Origin of the sequence: Pseudoduganella sp. UC29_106 (assembly GCF_044055365.1) — a bacterium.
Taxonomy (GTDB): Bacteria; Pseudomonadota; Gammaproteobacteria; order Burkholderiales; family Burkholderiaceae_D; genus Rugamonas.
The window spans coordinates 5,837,669-5,855,087 of sequence record NZ_CP171977.1 but is presented as its reverse complement, the minus strand read 5'-3'; the positions used below and the strand labels follow the sequence as shown (position 1 = coordinate 5,855,087).

The 17,419-nt window shown below is 60.2% G+C and carries 16 protein-coding genes and 3 pseudogenes; 14 read left to right on the top strand and 5 right to left on the bottom strand.

The features are described from left to right. The first annotated feature begins 35 nt into the window (after positions 1–35). The 5 genes and pseudogenes from ACHMW6_RS29205 to ACHMW6_RS29185 form a co-directional block, all read left to right on the top strand. The gene (locus ACHMW6_RS29205; protein WP_395402246.1) at positions 36–221 is read left to right on the top strand and encodes a hypothetical protein; all 186 of its coding nucleotides are present in this window, start codon (positions 36–38) and stop codon (positions 219–221) included. A 140-nt stretch (positions 222–361) separates the two neighbouring features. Then, positions 362–661, top strand: a pseudogene (locus tag ACHMW6_RS29200) (FHIPEP family type III secretion protein); the annotation flags it as partial. 514 nt (positions 662–1,175) lie between these two features. Next, positions 1,176–3,374 carry a glycoside hydrolase family 2 TIM barrel-domain containing protein gene (locus tag ACHMW6_RS29195; RefSeq protein ID WP_395402244.1) on the top strand — a complete coding sequence of 733 codons (2,199 nt, stop codon included), beginning with the start codon at positions 1,176–1,178 and terminating at the stop codon, positions 3,372–3,374. A gap of 344 nt (positions 3,375–3,718) precedes the next feature. Then, positions 3,719–4,135, top strand: coding sequence for a hypothetical protein (locus tag ACHMW6_RS29190; protein ID WP_395402242.1), 417 nt, complete (start codon positions 3,719–3,721; stop codon positions 4,133–4,135). After that, a pseudogene (locus ACHMW6_RS29185) lies at positions 4,135–5,682 on the top strand (diguanylate cyclase domain-containing protein); the annotation flags it as partial. The gene ACHMW6_RS29190 and the pseudogene ACHMW6_RS29185, both read left to right, overlap by 1 nt. A gap of 179 nt (positions 5,683–5,861) precedes the next feature. On the opposite strand, the gene ACHMW6_RS29180 reads toward ACHMW6_RS29185, so the two are convergent. Beyond that, entirely contained in the window at positions 5,862–6,746 is an 885-nt protein-coding gene (locus ACHMW6_RS29180; protein WP_395402240.1) for a sulfurtransferase, read from the bottom strand. Between the two features lie 193 nt (positions 6,747–6,939). On the opposite strand from ACHMW6_RS29180, the gene ACHMW6_RS29175 reads away from it, so the two are divergent. Then, positions 6,940–7,248, top strand: coding sequence for a hypothetical protein (locus ACHMW6_RS29175; RefSeq protein WP_395402238.1), 309 nt, complete (start codon positions 6,940–6,942; stop codon positions 7,246–7,248). Positions 7,249–7,274: 26 nt separating this feature from the next. On the opposite strand, the gene ACHMW6_RS29170 is transcribed toward ACHMW6_RS29175, so the two are convergent. After that, positions 7,275–8,018: a DUF2939 domain-containing protein gene (locus tag ACHMW6_RS29170; protein WP_395402236.1), complete on the bottom strand. Its 744-nt coding sequence runs from the start codon at positions 8,016–8,018 to the stop codon at positions 7,275–7,277. Between ACHMW6_RS29170 and ACHMW6_RS29165 the strand changes: the two genes are divergently transcribed. Continuing rightward, positions 8,006–8,281, top strand: coding sequence for a hypothetical protein (locus tag ACHMW6_RS29165; RefSeq protein WP_395408801.1), 276 nt, complete (start codon positions 8,006–8,008; stop codon positions 8,279–8,281). The genes ACHMW6_RS29170 and ACHMW6_RS29165 overlap by 13 nt on opposite strands. A 34-nt stretch (positions 8,282–8,315) precedes the next feature. Here the strand turns inward: ACHMW6_RS29165 and ACHMW6_RS29160 are convergent, their stop codons facing one another. Then, positions 8,316–8,618 carry a c-type cytochrome gene (locus tag ACHMW6_RS29160; RefSeq protein WP_395402234.1) on the bottom strand — a complete coding sequence of 101 codons (303 nt, stop codon included), beginning with the start codon at positions 8,616–8,618 and terminating at the stop codon, positions 8,316–8,318. Between the two features lie 140 nt (positions 8,619–8,758). Between ACHMW6_RS29160 and ACHMW6_RS29155 the strand changes: the two genes are divergently transcribed. The 7 genes and pseudogenes from ACHMW6_RS29155 (at position 8,759) to ACHMW6_RS29125 (ending at position 15,973) form a co-directional block, all read left to right on the top strand. Beyond that, positions 8,759–8,980, top strand: coding sequence for a hypothetical protein (locus tag ACHMW6_RS29155; RefSeq protein WP_395402232.1), 222 nt, complete (start codon positions 8,759–8,761; stop codon positions 8,978–8,980). 77 nt (positions 8,981–9,057) lie between these two features. After that, positions 9,058–9,405 carry a hypothetical protein gene (locus tag ACHMW6_RS29150; RefSeq protein ID WP_395402230.1) on the top strand — a complete coding sequence of 116 codons (348 nt, stop codon included), beginning with the start codon at positions 9,058–9,060 and terminating at the stop codon, positions 9,403–9,405. A 71-nt stretch (positions 9,406–9,476) separates the two neighbouring features. Then, positions 9,477–13,024, top strand: a pseudogene (gene dnaE / locus ACHMW6_RS29145) (DNA polymerase III subunit alpha). 39 nt (positions 13,025–13,063) lie between these two features. Further along, the gene (locus ACHMW6_RS29140; protein WP_395402228.1) at positions 13,064–14,248 is read left to right on the top strand and encodes an MBOAT family O-acyltransferase; all 1,185 of its coding nucleotides are present in this window, start codon (positions 13,064–13,066) and stop codon (positions 14,246–14,248) included. Further along, entirely contained in the window at positions 14,217–14,576 is a 360-nt protein-coding gene (locus ACHMW6_RS29135; RefSeq protein WP_395402226.1) for a hypothetical protein, read from the top strand. The genes ACHMW6_RS29140 and ACHMW6_RS29135 overlap by 32 nt, the downstream gene beginning before the upstream one ends. A 3-nt stretch (positions 14,577–14,579) precedes the next feature. Next, positions 14,580–15,818 carry a hypothetical protein gene (locus ACHMW6_RS29130; protein ID WP_395402224.1) on the top strand — a complete coding sequence of 413 codons (1,239 nt, stop codon included), beginning with the start codon at positions 14,580–14,582 and terminating at the stop codon, positions 15,816–15,818. Continuing rightward, the gene (locus ACHMW6_RS29125) at positions 15,815–15,973 is read left to right on the top strand and encodes a hypothetical protein (RefSeq protein WP_395402222.1); all 159 of its coding nucleotides are present in this window, start codon (positions 15,815–15,817) and stop codon (positions 15,971–15,973) included. The genes ACHMW6_RS29130 and ACHMW6_RS29125 overlap by 4 nt, the downstream gene beginning before the upstream one ends. A 44-nt stretch (positions 15,974–16,017) precedes the next feature. On the opposite strand, the gene ACHMW6_RS29120 is transcribed toward ACHMW6_RS29125, so the two are convergent. Both ACHMW6_RS29120 and ACHMW6_RS29115 read right to left on the bottom strand, forming a co-directional pair. After that, positions 16,018–16,248, bottom strand: coding sequence for a DUF6139 family protein (locus tag ACHMW6_RS29120; RefSeq protein ID WP_395402220.1), 231 nt, complete (start codon positions 16,246–16,248; stop codon positions 16,018–16,020). Between the two features lie 64 nt (positions 16,249–16,312). Further along, positions 16,313–17,275, bottom strand: coding sequence for a VirK/YbjX family protein (locus tag ACHMW6_RS29115; protein ID WP_395402218.1), 963 nt, complete (start codon positions 17,273–17,275; stop codon positions 16,313–16,315). Positions 17,276–17,419: the final 144 nt, after the last annotated feature.

The following is a 17,419-nucleotide window of genomic DNA, read 5'->3' as shown; positions in this document are numbered from 1 at the left end:
CCGCAGTTGATCGCTACGGTCATGTCCGGAGCTGGATGAAAATCGGTAGCTCGCGGCAAAATGCCGCCGTTCTGATCCGCAGCATCCGCGAGTATGCGGAGCTCATCATTGGTGACGAAATCAGCTTGTGTGCCGTATTCCAAGCCCCGTTGGCCAGGCAAATTCCTTCACTTCTGGCCGGGTCAAATTCCCCCACCCATGAACACCTGAAACGGCCGTAAGGCCGGGGTGCTACAGAGGAGCAATCCCGCTGGCAGGACGTAACCTAACCCCTTCGACATCGAAGGGGGACTTGACTACCGACAAACCTGAGGAAGAGGAGGGCGATGATGCCTAAGACAAGGGCCAGCAGGACAATTACGACATGCTGAAAGTGGCGCCGGTGGAAGTGCTGGTAGGCGTCAACCTTGTGCCGCTGGTAAGCGGTGAGACGACGATCTTCATGGAGCGCATCGCAGCAATCCGCAAGCAGTTCGCGCTGGAGTCGCTGCCGCGCGTGCGCTTCCGTGAAGGTTCGCAAATTGGGGCGAACGCTTACGAGCTGCAGATCTTTGGCGTTGTTACAGGTCGCGGTGAAATCATGTCCGACCGCACGCTAGCCATTCGCGCGAGTAACGACGCCAAGCCGATTCAAGGTATTGAGACTCGCGAGCCGACTTAGGGTCTTCCAGCCGTCTGGGTTGAGGAAACTGATAAAGAGTTGGCGCGCGCGGCACGATCTGGCAGCCATCACTCCTACTGCAGCAAAAGTCGCGTATTAGGCCGACGCAAACTGACTCACTTCCAAATATCGGTCTTACTTGCCGGTGTCTTTGGCCGTCACCCGAGCAGAGAGCCGGCGAGATCCGATTTCAGCGACATGTCTTTACGGACAAAGCCCGCCATCCCAAACGCGTGCGAAAAGCCTTCTGCAATTCTTTCCGCCCAACCGTAACCGAAATCACGCGCGGAAATACTATCAAATTATAACATTCCAAAAAGAAATTATTTTAATTGACACGTTTTGACAAAAATAACTATGATGCTCTTCTGCACTTTTTCTTGCATATCGTGAACGCCTATCCCAAGTAGGATGTTTAAACCTGCAGTTTCCGATTATCAACACTGTCTGACAGTGCCGCACCCTGGCACGTGCTTCACCACTCCAAGCTTTGAATCCCCTTTCACTTGTATACATGATCACAAGATATTTAAGAAGAATCTTCCTTTTTGCGGGTATTTTATGGGCGTTGACTGCGCAGGCCACCAACAGCGCCAGGTTCATTTCACAGAGCGTGCCACATACGATGACTGCAGGCATGCCTTACCCAGTCTCCGTGGTAATGAAAAATACTGGAACTGAACCGTGGACTGCCGACCAGTATTTCTTAGCGTCGAGATCCCCCGAAAACAATACGAATTGGGGGCTTGGCCGGGTGGCATTGGCTCCCGGCGAAACTATCGCCCCCGGTCAAGTCAAGAAATTCACTTTCACAGTCACAGCACCCCAACATCAGGGCACTCCTGGTGACTTGCAATCATATCCATTCAATTGGCTGATGGTGAAGGAAGGTGTCGAGTGGTTTGGTGATTTCGCGCCGAGCGTTAACGTCGATGTTTTCTATGCGCCGCCCTACCTCTTGGCGGACGGCGTGACAGTTGATCCAGCGTTTGCGGTCCCAGGCCTGATTCCAGCCCCGATATCGGCGAGCGCCGGGCTTTTCGGCAGCAATTTCCGTGGCGCGAACATCCTGAATCAGGTTTACGAGGATGGAAAAATGTGCGCGCACACAAATATGTTGCCAGATGCAACCCAAGCCGCAGTGATTCTCGATCAGGCCGTGAGGTTGGGGCTGAAGTATGTCCGACTCCCGGTGATTATTCCGCCTGTTATTCCATTTCCCAGCGTGAATGATCCGAAAATCTGTACGCAGCCTCAGCATTCGGAATGGTGGTCAATGACCGACAATAACTTGAACGTGAATAACGTTATTGCGCAGGCCCAGGCGGTGATGGATGCGGCGCAAGCTCGCGATATCAAGGTGGTATTTCTGCTCGACGGCTACACCAAGCTTACGCAGCGTTGCTATTGGAAAGCGAGCTACAACGAAGTTGCGCAAAATGCGACCACCATCATCAATACTTTCAAGACTCATCCCGCGCTGCTGGCGTGGGATGTGATGAACGAACCACTTTGGAATGCGGGTCACTTTGGTTGTTTGCAAAACACGCAAGATACGAAAACGGACATTGGCGAAGTGGTAAAAGGCGTGCACGCAATGTACCAACTTGTGCGTAGCCTGGACAGCACTCATATGACTACTGTCGGCGAAGCACAGACTCCGTACATGCAATATTGGAAAGATATTTCCTCTTTCGCGACTCCACACCTGTACTTGTCTGTAAAGCAGAATTACGAGAACCGTACTCCAACGCTTAACCTCGACCAGATTAGTTATGTTCAAGGGGCTACCATCACTGAGCTGAAAAAGGCCTTCGGCGCACGTCCTGTCATCATTGGCGAATGGGGTATCGATACAACTTTATCTAATGTGCCAAACGTCACTGATGATGACAAAGGACATTACTTCGAAAAATTCCTCGCGGGACTTGGCGCAAAAAACACCGGCAGCTTGCTCTGGTCAATGTCCTTGTCGGCCGATGAAAACCAACAAAGCCATTCCATTCTCAGGCCGGACGCCTCGTTCAAGCCTGCAGCGGATGCGGTGGCGCGGGCGGCGCACCACACGCTTGCGCAGCAATTGTACCTGGCCTATTTGGGGCGCCCTATGGATCCAGGGGCGTTGGCAAATGTCACTAACACGCTCCTTCAGATTGACCCGCTAGGAAACCCGGCACCAGTTCTGACCGCCCAAGGGCTCGATAACACCTATAACATCAGCCTGGACACACGCACCATGCTGGACGTGTTGGCAACGAGTGCCGAATCGCACGTGCTGTACAACTACAACGATACTAACGTGCTGGTGAGCAAAATTCACCAGGTCGCGTTCAACCGTACGGCCACACCGACAGAGATCAATTCTTGGGCCAACAAGATCAATAGCGGCAACCTCGAGCGTAACCGCGCACCACTGAGTATCATTGCTGCCATTTTGGCCGGGAACAGCGCGCAAGACCTGCTGGACGCGGAAACGTTCCGAGCAAAATCCAACGCGGCGAAGACCTTCACTGGCAGCTTGAATACGGCCGCTTGGGTGAATTGTTATTCGGGCAGTGCCGCACAGAAAATTGGCTACAATCTAATCGCACCGGTCACGCGGTCCACCAGCCCAACGACATTCCAGGCAACAGTCGATGCCAAGCTAATGGAAATGGCGGCAGGATTGAATTCAGCTACCCAACTAACTGCACCAAACGCTTGTCAACTTTGATAGCTTTGCCGTTAAAGAAAACGCCAGTCATTGGCTGGCGTCTTTCATCGTTCTAGCAATTGTACGCCTGCAGTACGCCTGCAGAAATGTTTCGCTGGATGTTCCGTCCGTAGCGTTGATGTGAACCTTTATTCAGCCGTGCGTCGGTAGTTCAGGAGGCCAGTAATGTTCGCCGGAAAACCAACATTCGGCTATGCCAATTGACCGCAGCCTGTCGTACTCTGCTAGAATTTGGCTGACCTTTAAGGTCCGCGCCTCCGCCCCCGGCGCACCCCTCCCAACAGTACCGGCCTCATATCCGCCGGAAAAGCTGGCCAGCACCTGGCCACAATTCCGGAGACATCATGATTGCGCTGGCACTGCGTGTACTTATCCTCGATTCCAATATTGCTGCCGCTGACGCTCTTGCGGGCAGTTTGCGCGCTGCCGGCCATGCCGTGGTGCGCCTCGATCCGCACCTGGATGACCTGCAGGTGGCCTGCCACTTCAGCCCGGACATCGTCCTCTATGCCTATGAACCCGGCGATACGGATGCGTTGGCCGCGCTGAAGGCGCTGCGCCGGCTGCGCGGCTTCAGCGAAGTGCTGATCCTGCTGCTGGCGGACCCGGCGCACGCCGCCGAAGCGGGCAAGCATGGCCACGCGGTCGTGTGCAATCCGGTTGGTGCGGCGTCGGTGATGCAGGTGATCGCCGGCGCCATCCTTGCGCATTCGGGCATGCATCCGGCCGACGTGATTCCGCTGCATGAGGTGCATCCGTGATGCCATCCACCTTCCGCCTGCGCATGGCGGTGCTGGTGGCGGGACTGGTGCTGCTGGCTTCCGGCCTGGTTGCGCTGACCTTGTCCTGGCAGGCCGAGCGCCGCTTGCGGGAAGACCTCGCCACGCAGCAGACGGCTTTGCTGTCCAGCGCCGCGGCCTTTATCGACCAGGACCTTGCCTCGAAGCGTGAACTGCTGCAGGCACAGGCCGAGCGTTTCGGACCGAACGTCACGCCGCAGCAGCTGCAAACGATGATGGAGCGCAGCGCGAGCCTGCGCAGCGCCTTCTTCAATGTTGTGGCCATCGACCCGTCCGGCCTGTTGTTTGCGAGCCTGCGCGACCGGCGCGATGTGAGCCATCTGAATGTGGCCGATCGCGGGTATTTTAGGCAGACCGTGGCGCAGCACGAGGGACTGATTTCGGAACCGTTCCGCAGTGCGCTGTCCGGAAAGCCGGTGGTGCTGGTGACGGAGCCCGTGTTCGATGCGCGCGGCGAGCTGCGCTACATCCTCGCGGGCGCCATCGACCTGGACCGTCCGAGTTTTTCGGGACAGATCGCGGCCCTGCATCCGGGCAAAGGCAGTTTTCTCTTCATCCTGAGCGAGCATGGAATGATCGCGCATCATCCCGATGCCAGCCTGATCCTGCAGCCTGCGCAAAACGCCCCCGCGACAGCGCTCGCTGCCGCACAGGGCGGTACGGAGGGACGGGCCGTGGGCACGAAGCCGTCCGGCGAACGCATGCTGGTGGCTTACAAGCGCCTGAACAAATCGAACTGGATCGTGGGCGCCGTCTATTCGGAACAGGAAGCGCTGGCACCGGTGCTGGGCTTGCGCCGGCAGGCCATGCTGTCCTCCGTGATCGTGGCGGTGGCTTGCGGTGCGCTGGGGCTGCTGGCGACGCGCGTGCTGATGCGTCCCTTGCTGCGCCTGCGCCGGCGCGCTTCGCGGGTGACGGCGGGGCTGGACGATATCCACGTCTTCGACACCGACCGCCGCGATGAGTTCGGCGACCTGAGCCGCGCGTTTTATGCGCTCACCAGCCAGCGTGCCGCGGCGCAGAACAAGCTGGCTGCGCTGGCGCTCAGCGATCCGCTGACGGGCGCCGCCAACCGCCGCAAGTTCGAAGAATCGCTGCCGCAGGCCATCGCACGCGCCTCGCGCTCAGGACAGCGGCTGGCGCTGGCCTATCTCGATGTGGATTACTTCAAGTCGATCAACGACACGCTGGGCCACGGCGGGGGCGACGAGGTGCTGGTTGAATTCGCCAAGCGCCTGCACCGCGCGGTGCGCAGCACGGACCTGGTGGCGCGCCTGGGCGGGGATGAGTTCGTGATCGTCTTCGAGCAACTGGCCGAGGAGGCGCAGGTGGCACAGTTGGGCGAACACATCATGGCGGCCATGCGCACGCCTTTCGAGTGTTCGGAACGCAGTATCCGCGTGACGACAAGCGTTGGCATCGCGGTGGCTGCAGGGGATAACACGACGCCGGAGTCGCTGCTGGCGATGGCGGATGAGGCGCTGTACGCTGCCAAGGCGGCGGGACGGGATGGCTGGGTGGTGTGCGGGGAGAGTGGGGCGGGAAGGTTCGGCGGATTTCGGCTGCGGCCGGTAAAACCTGAACCTGAAGGGCTGGTGTCAGGCACGATGTGCCAGACACCTGTTCCGCGGCGGTGGCTGGGTGTCAGGCACATCGTGCCTGACACCTGGGTCCGCCGTGGGTTTTCTTACTGCTTACCGGCGCAGCTCGGGCAAGACGTGCCCGGCACATACTCCGGCGCCAGCTGCTGGCGCGGCGTCACCACCGCGCGGCAGGCGAAGCATTGCTTGGTCTCGGTCGGCTCCAGCTGCGGATTCAGCGCGGTGCGGTAGTCGAACACGAAGCAGTCGCCCGTGTAGTGCGCGCCGCCGACTTCCTCGAAGTACTTCAGGATGCCGCCTTCCAGCTGGTAGACATTGTCATAGCCGATGTTCTGCATGTGGATCGCGGCTTTCTCGCAGCGGATGCCACCGGTGCAGAAGGTCACCACGGTCTTGCCGTCGAAATCGGCCTTATGCTTCTCGATCAATTCCGGGAATTCGGTGAACTTGGTCAGGCGGTAGTCGACCGTGTCGACGAAGGTGCCCACGTCCACTTCATAATCGTTGCGGGTGTCGACCATGACCACCGGCTTGCCGTTGTCGTCATGACCCTGGTCGAGCCAGCGCTTCAGCGTTTGCGCATCCACGTGCGGCGCGCGGCCTTCTTCCGGCTTGATCAGCGGCATGCGCATCGTGATGATCTCTTTCTTGATCTTCACCAGCATGCGGCGGTGCGATTGATCTACCGACAAGCTTTCCTTCCACTCCAGATCCGCCAGGCGGGCATCGCTGCGCACCCATTGCAGGTACTCGTCGATGTTCTCGCGGGTGCCGGACAGGAACATATTGATGCCTTCCGGGGTTAGCAGGATGGTGCCGCGCAGGCTCAGGCGCTCGCAGATGTCCTGGTATTGCGGACGCAGCTCGTCCAGCTTGTCCATCGTGATGAACTTGTAGGCGGCGATGTTGACGTATACGGGCAGTGCCGCGCCGGCGCTTGCGGGCGCGCTCAGGGTCGATGCTTCTTGCATGTTGCGTTGGGAAATAGAAACCGGAACAGCCAACATTATAAGCTGTTTCGGCCATTGCTCAAAAACTGGGCAGGGAACTTGTTGCTTGGAGCGCGGTCTGACCGGGTTCGATGGACAGATGAATGTTGGCGCGATGTCAAGCCGGCCATACGCCAGAAGGCGAACAATAAGGCATAACCGCAGGGAGGCTTATATGGAGCAGCCGCCGGAAGACATCGTTGCGCGACAGGATGAGCAGGCAAAAGCGATCCCGGAATTGTCCTGCCAGGTGCGGCTGCTCACGCAACGTACCGAGACAGGCTTTCGCGAGACCAATGAGGCCATCCAGCGCCAGGACGCGCGAATCTCCGAAGTGAAGACTGATCTATCCAAGCGCGTTGACGATGTCTCGAAGCGGATTGATTTGCTTATCAAGAAAGTGGATTTTTATGCTCGCGTATTTCTCGGGTTCGGCGGCGCCCTGGTTGCTGCTGTGGTAGGCAAGATCGTGAATTTTTGGTGAGCCGGCGCGGCGGCCGAACGGCGGGACTATTTCAGGGCCGGGAAGCGGATGGCGGTCAGCTTCCAGCTGGCGAAGCCTTCGCGCTGGAGGAGGAAGCCGGTGTTTTCCGAAGCGTCCTCGCCATCCTTGGCGGCGTAGACGAGGAGCTTGTCGACGCTCTTGCGTTCGGTGTGCCAGGTGGGACGTTCGCGGGGCGCGTCGACTGGCGCTGGCTGGTCGGAGCGGTGGCGCTTCTCGTGATCGAAGGCGCCGCGTTCCATGGCGCGCATTACCATTTCGGGACGCATCAGCGCGTCGACCATGTGATCCATCACGGCCATGCCGAGCATGCTGCCCAGGGCGGCGCCGGCTTGCTCGAAGCTGTTTCCTGAGCGGGCTTTTTCCGTCACATCCGCCAGGCGCACGGACATTTCGCCTTTCAGGCTTTCGCGTAATTTCGGATAGTCGACGTAATCATTGAACGCGTCCGCATCCCGTTCTTTGATGGCGGTGCGCATGTGATTAAGCGTGAGGTAAGGCGAGAGATACCAGTAAGATCCGATCGCCGCCACGACAAAAGCGGCACCAAAAGCTAGCGCTTTCTGTTTCAATTTTTCCCCGCAATATGTTGATATAGCCACTATATAGCATCCGTTCGGGAACCTTTGGCAAGTAGTGCGGTCAAATAGAATGTGTCGATCCACGGAGTCTTGGCGCCATGTCAAACCGGTCCCACGCCAGAAGGCGAACAATAAGGCATAACCGCAGGGAGGCTGGTATGACGCAACCATTGGAGGAGGTTGTAGAAACAACTAAAGAAAATGCCGACTTGTCGTGCCAATTGAAATTGCTGGCGCAGCGCGTAGATAGCGGCTTCAATTATCAGACCGAGAGAATTACGGAAGCCAAGAAAGATCTGACAGGGAGACTGGACTCTGTCGAGCGACGACTCGAATTCTATGGACGTGTGTTTGTAGGCGCGATAATCGGGTTGGGGGGAGTCCTATCAGCGCTATCGACAGCCGTGGTGGGTAGATTCATGCAATGGTGGTGAGCGGCCGCTGGCGGGGTGCCAGCGGCGCGGGGGATTATTTCTGGGACAGGACCCACTTGACCAGGGTGTGCGCTTCGGCGTCGGTCACCTGGTTCGGAGGCATAGGCACTGCGCCCCAGACGCCGGAGCCGCCTTTCATCACTTTTTGCACCAGCTTGTCTTCGGCGTCTTTCTGGCCTTTGTACTTGGCGGCGACGTCCTTGTAGGCCGGGCCGACTACCTTGCTGGCGATGGCATGGCAGGCCATGCAGTTCTTGGCCTTGGCCAGATCTTCCGGCGTGGCTGCCTGGGCGGATACGGCCAGCATCATCAGTGCTGCTGCTGCGTAATATTTCATCACGTTCTCCTCCTTGGGTTGCAAAACACTCATTCTAGTAGATCTGACCAGACTCCATGTCAGATTGCATGCGAAACTTTGGTGGCCAAAAACGGTCCAACGGTGCGCAGGTGAAGAGGGGGCTGCGCCGGGAGACTAACATGGATTCGAACGAATATCAGGCACTTATGCAACACATTGATTTTGCGCTCTCAAGGCAAAGTCGGCATATCGAGGCAATCACGGAAATTCTGAGGCTGCAGATCAGTACCATGCTTTACGAGCGACTGGGGACAGGCAGCGAATCATTGAGATCGATAATCGACGATCTCCGTCGGGAATTGGACCGGAAATTGGACGAGCTTCGCTGGAAACAAAAATAGCATTCGGCTGCGCCGCGTCAAGGCGGCTTTAGCCTGGTGGTTAAGAATTTGGCCATACGTACTTTCCGGAGATGGCCATGGAACCTTCACGCGCTGACGGCGATCAAATCAACGCAGACCATGAGGCCCGGATCGTACAACTTGAGAAGACTGCAGTGGAACATACGCAAGAATTTCGATTGGTCATCCAGCACATTGACAAAAGCATGGAGGCCCAAAGGCAAGAGTTCAGCGCCATGCTTGAGAAGCAACTGGCAGCTGCTTTCGATCGCCTGCGAGTGGAGCTCGAAGCTAAGATTGATGCCTCTCATCGAGACCTGGAAGCGAAAATCGCGAAGTTGGAGAAACAGTTGTGGGGAGCTGTTGTCATCGTGGTAACGATGTTCGGTACTGCGGTGACGATATTCGGCAGCCTTGCGCGATGAAACTGGGGACGCCGGGGGCGCTGGGACTGGTAGAATAGCGGCTCTTTTGCACAGGGAATGAGCAACCGCGAATGAGCATTGACACCATCGAACAGGCAGGCGGCGTAGAGGCCGCGGCGGCGCCGGCTGGGCCGGGATTCGTGCATCTGCGCGTGCACACGGAATATTCGATTGTCGATGGCCTGGTCAGGATCGATGACCTGGTCAAGCAGGCCGTGAAGGACAAGCAGGGCGCGCTGGCGGTGACCGACCTGGCGAACCTGTTCTGCATGGTGCGCTTCTACAAGGCCGCGCGCGGCAAGGGCATCAAGCCCGTGGTCGGCGTGGACGCCTGGATCACCAATGACGAAAATCGCGACAAGCCCTCCCGCATCATGCTGTATGCGAAGAACCGCATGGGTTATCTGCAGCTGTGCGAGTTGCTGTCGCAAGCCTGGCTGACCAACCAGTACAAGGGACGCGCGGAAATCCGCACCGAGTGGCTGGAAGCGCTGCCGACCGAGACCTACGCATTGCTGCCCGGAGAATCCGGCGCCAATGGCCTGATCGCGCTGTCCGGCGCCCATCACGGCGACATTGGCCAGGCCATCGAGAACGGCAACCTGGAACTGGCGCAGCAGAACGCCGAGAAGTGGGCGAAGATCTTCCCTGGACATTTCTACATCGAGATCCAGCGTTCGGGCCAGCCGAACCAGGAGCAGCAGGTGCGCCACTCGGTGGCGCTGGCGTCCAAACTGGGCCTGCCGGTCGTGGCCACGCACCCGGTGCAGTTCATGAGCGAAGAGGAATTCATTGCTCACGAAGCGCGTGTGTGTATCGCGGAAGGCGAAATGCTGGCGAACGCCAAGCGCGTGAAGCGCTTCAATCAGCAGATGCGTTTCCTGACGCAGGCCGAGATGGCGGAGCTGTTCCACGACCTGCCGGCCGCGCTGCAGAACTCCGTCGAAATCGCCAAGCGCTGCAACCTCACGCTCACGCTGGGCAAGCCGCAGCTGCCGAACTTCCCGACGCCGGGCATGACCATTGACGAATTCCTCGTTGCGGAAACGAAGAAGGGCCTGGAAGAGCGCCTGGAGCAGTTGTTCCCGGACCCGGTCAAGCGCGAAGCGGAACGTCCGCGCTACGAAGAACGCCTGAAGTTCGAGAACGACACCATCATCAAGATGAAGTTCCCGGGCTACTTCCTGATCGTTGCGGAGTTTATCCAGTGGGGCAAGAACAATGGCGTGCCGATTGGCCCGGGCCGGGGTTCGGGTGCAGGCTCGCTGGTGGCGTATGCGCTGAAGATCACCGACCTCGATCCGCTGAAGTACAACCTGCTGTTCGAGCGTTTCCTGAACCCTGAACGCGTTTCGATGCCCGACTTCGACATCGACTTTTGCCAGGAAAAGCGCGAACTGGTGATCCAGCACGTGAAGGACCTGTACGGCCGCGACGCGGTGTCGCAGATCGCGACCTTCGGTACGATGGCGGCCAAGGGCGCGATCCGCGACGTGGGCCGCGTGATGGACTTCGGCTACAACTTCTGCGATGGCGTGTCCAAGCTGATTCCGTTCAAGCCGGGCAAGCCGGTGTCGATTGCCGAGGCGATCGAGGAAGAACCGCTGCTTAAGGAACGCCAGGAAAACGAAGAGGAAGTACGCCAGCTGCTCGATCTCGCGCAGCAGGTGGAAGGCATCACCCGTAACATCGGCATGCACGCCGGCGGCGTTCTGATCGCGCCGGGCAAGCTGACCGACTTCTGCCCGCTGTACACGCAGTCCGGCGATTCGGGCGTGGTGTCGCAGTACGACAAGGACGACGTGGAAGCCGTCGGCCTGGTGAAGTTCGACTTCCTGGGCCTGACCACGCTGACCATCCTGGACCGCGCCGTCAACTACATCAAGGATCTCGATCCGGCGATGGCGGACTTCGACCTTTCCCGGGTGCCGCTGACCGACCGTCCATCCTACGAGCTGCTGACCAAGGCGAAAACCGTCGCCGTCTTCCAGCTTGAATCGCGCGGCATGCAGGGCATGCTGAAGGACGCGCGTCCCGACCGCTTCGAAGACATTATCGCGCTGGTGGCGCTGTACCGTCCGGGCCCAATGGACCTGATCCCGGACTTCTGCAAACGTAAGCACGGCGAGAAGTTCGACTATCCTGACCCGCGTACCGAGGGCATCCTGTCCGAAACCTACGGCATCATGGTTTATCAGGAACAGGTTATGCAGATGGCGCAGATCATCGGCGGCTACTCGCTGGGGCGGCGCGGACATGCTGCGCCGTGCGATGGGTAAGAAGAAGGCCGAAGAGATGGCCGAGCACCGCGCGATCTTCCGCAAGGGTGCCGGCGAGCGTGGCCTGACTGAAGAAAAAGCCGACGAGATCTTCGACTTGATGGAGAAGTTCGCGGGCTACGGCTTCAACAAGTCGCACGCGGCTGCGTACGCGCTGCTGTCGTATCATACGGCTTACCTGAAGCACCACCACACCGCCGCGTTCATGGCAGCCAATATGTCGCTGGCCATGGACGATACGGACAAGGTGAAGATCCTGGTCGAAGACTCGATCGAGGTCTGCGGCCTGACGGTGCTGCCGCCGGACATCAACAAGTCCGACTACCGTTTCCGTCCGGATGGCGAAGCGCCTTCCGTCACGGGCAAGCCGGTCAAGAACATCCGTTATGGCCTGGGCGGCGTGAAGGGCGCGGGCGAGAACGCGATCCTGGCGATCATCGCGGCGCGCCAGAACGGCGGCCCGTTCACCAGCCTGTTCGACTTCTGCAAGCGCGTGGACAAGAAGCAGATCAACCGCCGCACCATCGAAGCCCTGATCCGCTCGGGCGCTTTCGACAGCTTCGGCGTGGACCGCGCGGTGCTGTTCGCGTCCGTTGGCTTTGCGATGGAATATGCGGACCAGGAAGCCAAGTCGGCCAACCAGGTCAGCCTGTTCGGCGGCGACGATTCCGACCTCGTGGCGCCCCCCGGACTACGTGGCCGCCACGGCGTGGACCGACCGCGAAAAGCTGGCGGAAGAGAAGATCGCGCTGGGCTTCTACTTGTCCGGCCATATGTTCGATTCCTACCAGGCGGAGGCGCGCCGCTTTGCGCGCACCAAGCTGTCCGAACTCGAACCGTCGCGCGAGCCGCGCATGATGGCGGGCGTGATCACCGGCGTGCGCACGCAGATGACCCAGCGCGGCAAGCTGCTGATTATCACGCTGGACGACAAGACCGCCGTGGTGGAAGTCACCGTGTACAACGAGCTGTTCGAGCCGAACAAGCATATGTTCAAGGAAGACGAATTCCTGTGCGTGACCGGCAAGGTGTCTGAAGACCGCTTCTCCGGCGGCCTGCGCATCACGGCGGAAAAGGTCTACGACATCACCGCCGCGCGCGTGCAGTTCGGCCGCCAGATGGGCTGGGCGCTGCCGGGCGCGGTGCCATCGGCCAAGCTGAAGGAAGTGCTGGCTGCGCACCGCGACGAATACGGCCTGCCCATCGCCATGCGCATCAAGCCGCAGGGCATCGATTGCGTGCTGCAACTGGGCGATGAGTGGCGCGTGGCGCCGTCGGATGCGTTGAAAATTGCTCTTGAGCAAGCGGTTGGTGCTCAGGAGGTAGCAGTTGAATACTAATTAAGTTTATGATGGCTCATCGCTCCTGATGAGGCGTCCATGCTGTTCAACTCCTTCAGCTTTTTGCTGGCGTTTTTGCCGATCACCTTGATCGTCTACTTCGCTGCCGCCCGCCGTGCGCCGGACCTGGCTATCGGCTGGCTGGCGCTGGCGTCCATCTTCTTCTACGGATGGTGGGATGTGCGTTATGTGCCGCTGCTGCTGGCCTCCGTCACGCTGAACTACGGCTGCGCATTGCGCATTCGCGTGGCCCAGGGCGAAGCGCGCTTCCGCTGGCTTTCGGTGGCCGTCGCGGCCAACCTGGTGTTGCTTGCTTACTACAAGTATGCAGGTTTTTTGCGCATCACCGATACGCCGCCGATTTTGCCGATCGGCATCTCTTTCTTCACTTTTACGCAGATCGCCTTCCTCGTCGATACGGCGCGCGGCCACGTGAACGAAAGCCGCTTTCTGCACTATCTGTTGTTCGTCACGTATTTCCCGCACCTGATCGCAGGTCCCGTGCTGCATCACAAGGAAATGATGCCGCAGTTTGCGGACGCCAGTAATGGCATCCCCCGCGCGTCCAATTTCGCGGTAGGCGCGTCGATCTTTGCAATCGGGCTGGCGAAGAAGGTGCTGCTGGCGGATAACCTGGCGCCGTATGCGAACGAGCTGTTCGCGCAGCCGGAGCAGGCCACGCTGCTGGTGGCCTGGGGCGGCGTGCTGGCCTATGCCTTCCAGCTGTACTTCGATTTTTCCGGTTATTCGGACATGGCGATCGGCCTGTCCCGCCTGTTCGGCGTGCGTCTGCCGCTGAACTTCGACTCACCCTACAAGGCCACCAGCATCATCGATTTCTGGCGGCGCTGGCATATGACCTTGTCGCGCTTCCTGCGCGATTACCTCTACTTTGCCCTGGGCGGCAACCGCAAGGGGCCGGTGCGCCGTCACCTGAACCTGATGGTCACGATGGTGCTGGGCGGCTTGTGGCACGGCGCCGGCTGGACCTTCGTGGCGTGGGGCGCGCTGCATGGCGCTTACCTGGTGATCAATCATGGCTGGCAGGCGCTGGCTGCGCGCATCGGCTGGCCGACGGAAAGCCGCTGGTGGCGCTGGTGTGCTGGCACGCTGACTTTCGCCGCCGTGTGCTTTGCCTGGGGTATTCTTCCGCGCTGCCGATTTCTCCGGCGCGCTGACGATTGCAGGGGGCATGGCGGGCCTGCATGGCGTCACGCTGCCTGACGCTATCGGCGCGCGCATCGGCGGCCTGAAGCAGGCTGTTGAAGCGTTGGGCGTGCAGTGGACGCTGGGTGGCGCCACGCGCTTCATTGAGACCTGGGCGTGGGTGATCTTTGCCGGCTTCATCGCTTTCCGGATGCCGAATACGCAGGAGATCCTGCGCGGGCATGATCCTGCGCTGGATGCGCACCCCGAACGTGGCGCGGCGCCTGAACGTAGCCGCCTTGTGTGGCGGCCGTCGCCGCGCTGGGCGGTGGCGATGGGTGTGCTGGCGGTGCTGGGTGTGCTGTCCCTGAACCGTCCCAGCGATTTCCTTTATTTCCAGTTCTAGATCATGGCTTATCAACGCTTCCTGCTCTGGATGGTCATGACGCTGATCGTGGGCTGCGCGATTGCGGTGGGCACGGTGCTGCTGGTCGATCCGTACGGCTTGTACGGGCTGGTGCTGAAGGATGGCGTGAACGCCGTGAAGCCGATGACCACGCGCTACCGCAACGAGATCAAGCTCGCTAACGCGCAGCGGATGGAAGCATCGACGCTGCTGCTGGGGAATTCACGGGTGGAGGTCGGCTTTGATCCGATGAACCCTGCGCTTGGCGGCCAGGCTTTCAATCTCGGACTGGCGGGCACCGGCACCGATACCGCCGTCGGCCAGCTGCAGGCGCTGGTCGCGTCTGGCAAGAAGCCGCAGCGCATCATCGCCGGGCTTGAGTTCATGGACGCGATGTCGGCGCCGGGCGCTGCGCAGGCGGCCGCGCCGGTGAAGCGTCCCGCGCAATGGGCGGGGATTTGGCGCTTCGATGCGCTGTTTTCGCTGTCCTCGCTGAAGGATGCCATGCTCACGCTGATGATCCAGCGCGATCCGGAAGCGGAGAGCCAGACCCTGCGCGGCTTCACGCCCTTGCGCCAGTACGAACGCTTCGTGCGCGTGGATGGCTACTACAAGATTTTCCAGCAGCGCGCGAGCGAGAACGTGCGCGGCGCCTTGCGCAGGGCGGGCGGTGAGCTCGATGCCGCTACCGTACATCAGGAGCTCGCGTCCCTGCTGGATACGGCGGCGCAGGCCAATCCGGCTGTGGACGTGCACCTGATGATCTATCCGTATCACGCGCAGATGATGGCGATCATCGAGCAGTCGGGCTTGTGGAACCGCTTCGAGACCTGGAAGGGCGTGCTGGTGGAGGAAGTGGCGGCGGCACGCGCGCGGCATCCGCAGGCGCGCATCACGCTGCACGATTTCAGCGGCTATGGCGAATTCAATTGCGAGGCGATTCCAGGCGCAGGCAGCACGCAGCATACGCGCTGGTATTGGGAGGCGGGGCATTTCAAGGCAACGCTGGGCGAGGTGCTGGTGGGCAGGATGCTCGGCTCCGCGCCGCAGGATTTCGGGATGGAGCTGACCACGGCCACGGTGGAGCGCAATCGCGCGCGCATTGCGCAGGAGCGCAGCGCCTGCGCGGCGAGCCAGCCGGCGCTCTTTACGGATGTCGACAGGATGGTGCGGCAGGCACGCGGGTTGAGTATGACCGCGGCAAGTGCCTGGCCAAAGGCGGCGCTGACGGCGGGTCAATGACCCGCCCTACGCCGCGCGGCAGGTCGCCCGTCGCCGAGCGAGCCGCCGTGGGCGAATCATCGATCCGCCGTGATGCGCCGCCGGGACGCGCGGGCAAATCGTCGATGCGTCATCGGGGACGCATGGGCGATTTGTGCTTCATCGGGGACGCGTAGGGCGGATCATTGATCCGCCGTGCATGCGCGCCCGCGGCGCAAAACTACATATCCTTTAATCCGGTAATGGCATAGCCCTTGGCGCCCATCTGTTGCCTCAGGCCTTCGATATGGAAATCAGGCAGTGTCTGCGTGTCGTCATCCACTTCCACTGCCTTGGCGGCGGGAATCCAGTCGGTACTGATGGCTTCCTGGGGGATAGGCTTGCCTTCGGGGACGGCAAGGTAGGAGAAGATGCCGTCGTGTTCGGGTCGTCGGTAGATATCCAGGCGCATTTCGCTTCCTCCACAAAGTGTGATTCGCTCAAAGTCGCCAGCCTGGCGGTACCGGACTAGGTCATCAGTTCGCTACCGCACACGCCGCCGCAACAAGCTCGATTCTACTCCGCTCACGCGGCAGCGGGGCATTGAGGCCCGGCTTTGGCGCCAGCTGCGCCAGCACGGCGGTGTTGACCGATTCCATCAGCTCGTGGCGCTTGCGCACCTCGGAACGCTTCTTGGACGGTACCTCATCCATGCAGGGCGGCTGCAGCGGTTCGCAGTCCAGCTCGTAATCTCCATCGTGGCGACGACGGGCGCCCATTTCAAGCCACAAACTGTCGTAATCCGCTTTTACTTTGCCCTGACGCAGGGATTTCCTGGCCACCGTGCGGTTGTCGTTGCCGACCAGCACCAGCTGCGGGCAGCCGCTGGCGTGCCCGATCTGGCGCACCAGGCGCACCAGCAGGTTCTTGGGACGCAGGCCGTGCAGGTCGCGCGTGGCGGTGCGGGCCAGTTCCAGTCCCGCGCCGTGCTGCGGTCCCTGGATGCAACCGATGCCGACTTGCACCTTGCGTCCCTCCGGCAGGAAGGAAAAGGCCACCGAGTAGACCAGGGCCTCGCCGCAGCGCAGCTGCAGTACCAGCTCTCCCTCGCGCTCCATCGGCACCACGGCGCACAGCTCGATGCTGTAGCGGGCGCCGGACTTGCCTTCGAAGCCGGCCAGTTCCATCGGACGGCGCGCCGCTTCGGCCACCATTTCGCCCCAGCCGCATTGCAGCACGAAGCGGTAATGGGCAATCAGTGCGTCCAGCCGCTGGCGGCGGCACATGCGCTGGCTCAGCCAGGGACGGTAGACCTTGTGGATCAGGCGCGGCTGGGCCGTGGCCATATCGCGCAGCAGGCTGTGGGAATTGAGCAGGTCCAGCCAGGTGTTGGTCACCTGGGGATAGGCGAGGGCACGCAACTGCAGTTTGAACGCCGCGAAAGTTCGCGACAGGTGAGATTTCCGTTCCAGGCCGGAGCGGAGGGTGATAGCCTGCATGTTGCTGTGTCTCCTCTTTTGTTTCCAACAACTAGGTTATGGAAACAATACGTTACAATCGTGGGGATAGTATCGATGGGAAATTCGGCTAGCAATTCGTGAATTGGCGTAGGGTTTCCCCTTAGTGAGTGCTTACAGGAAACT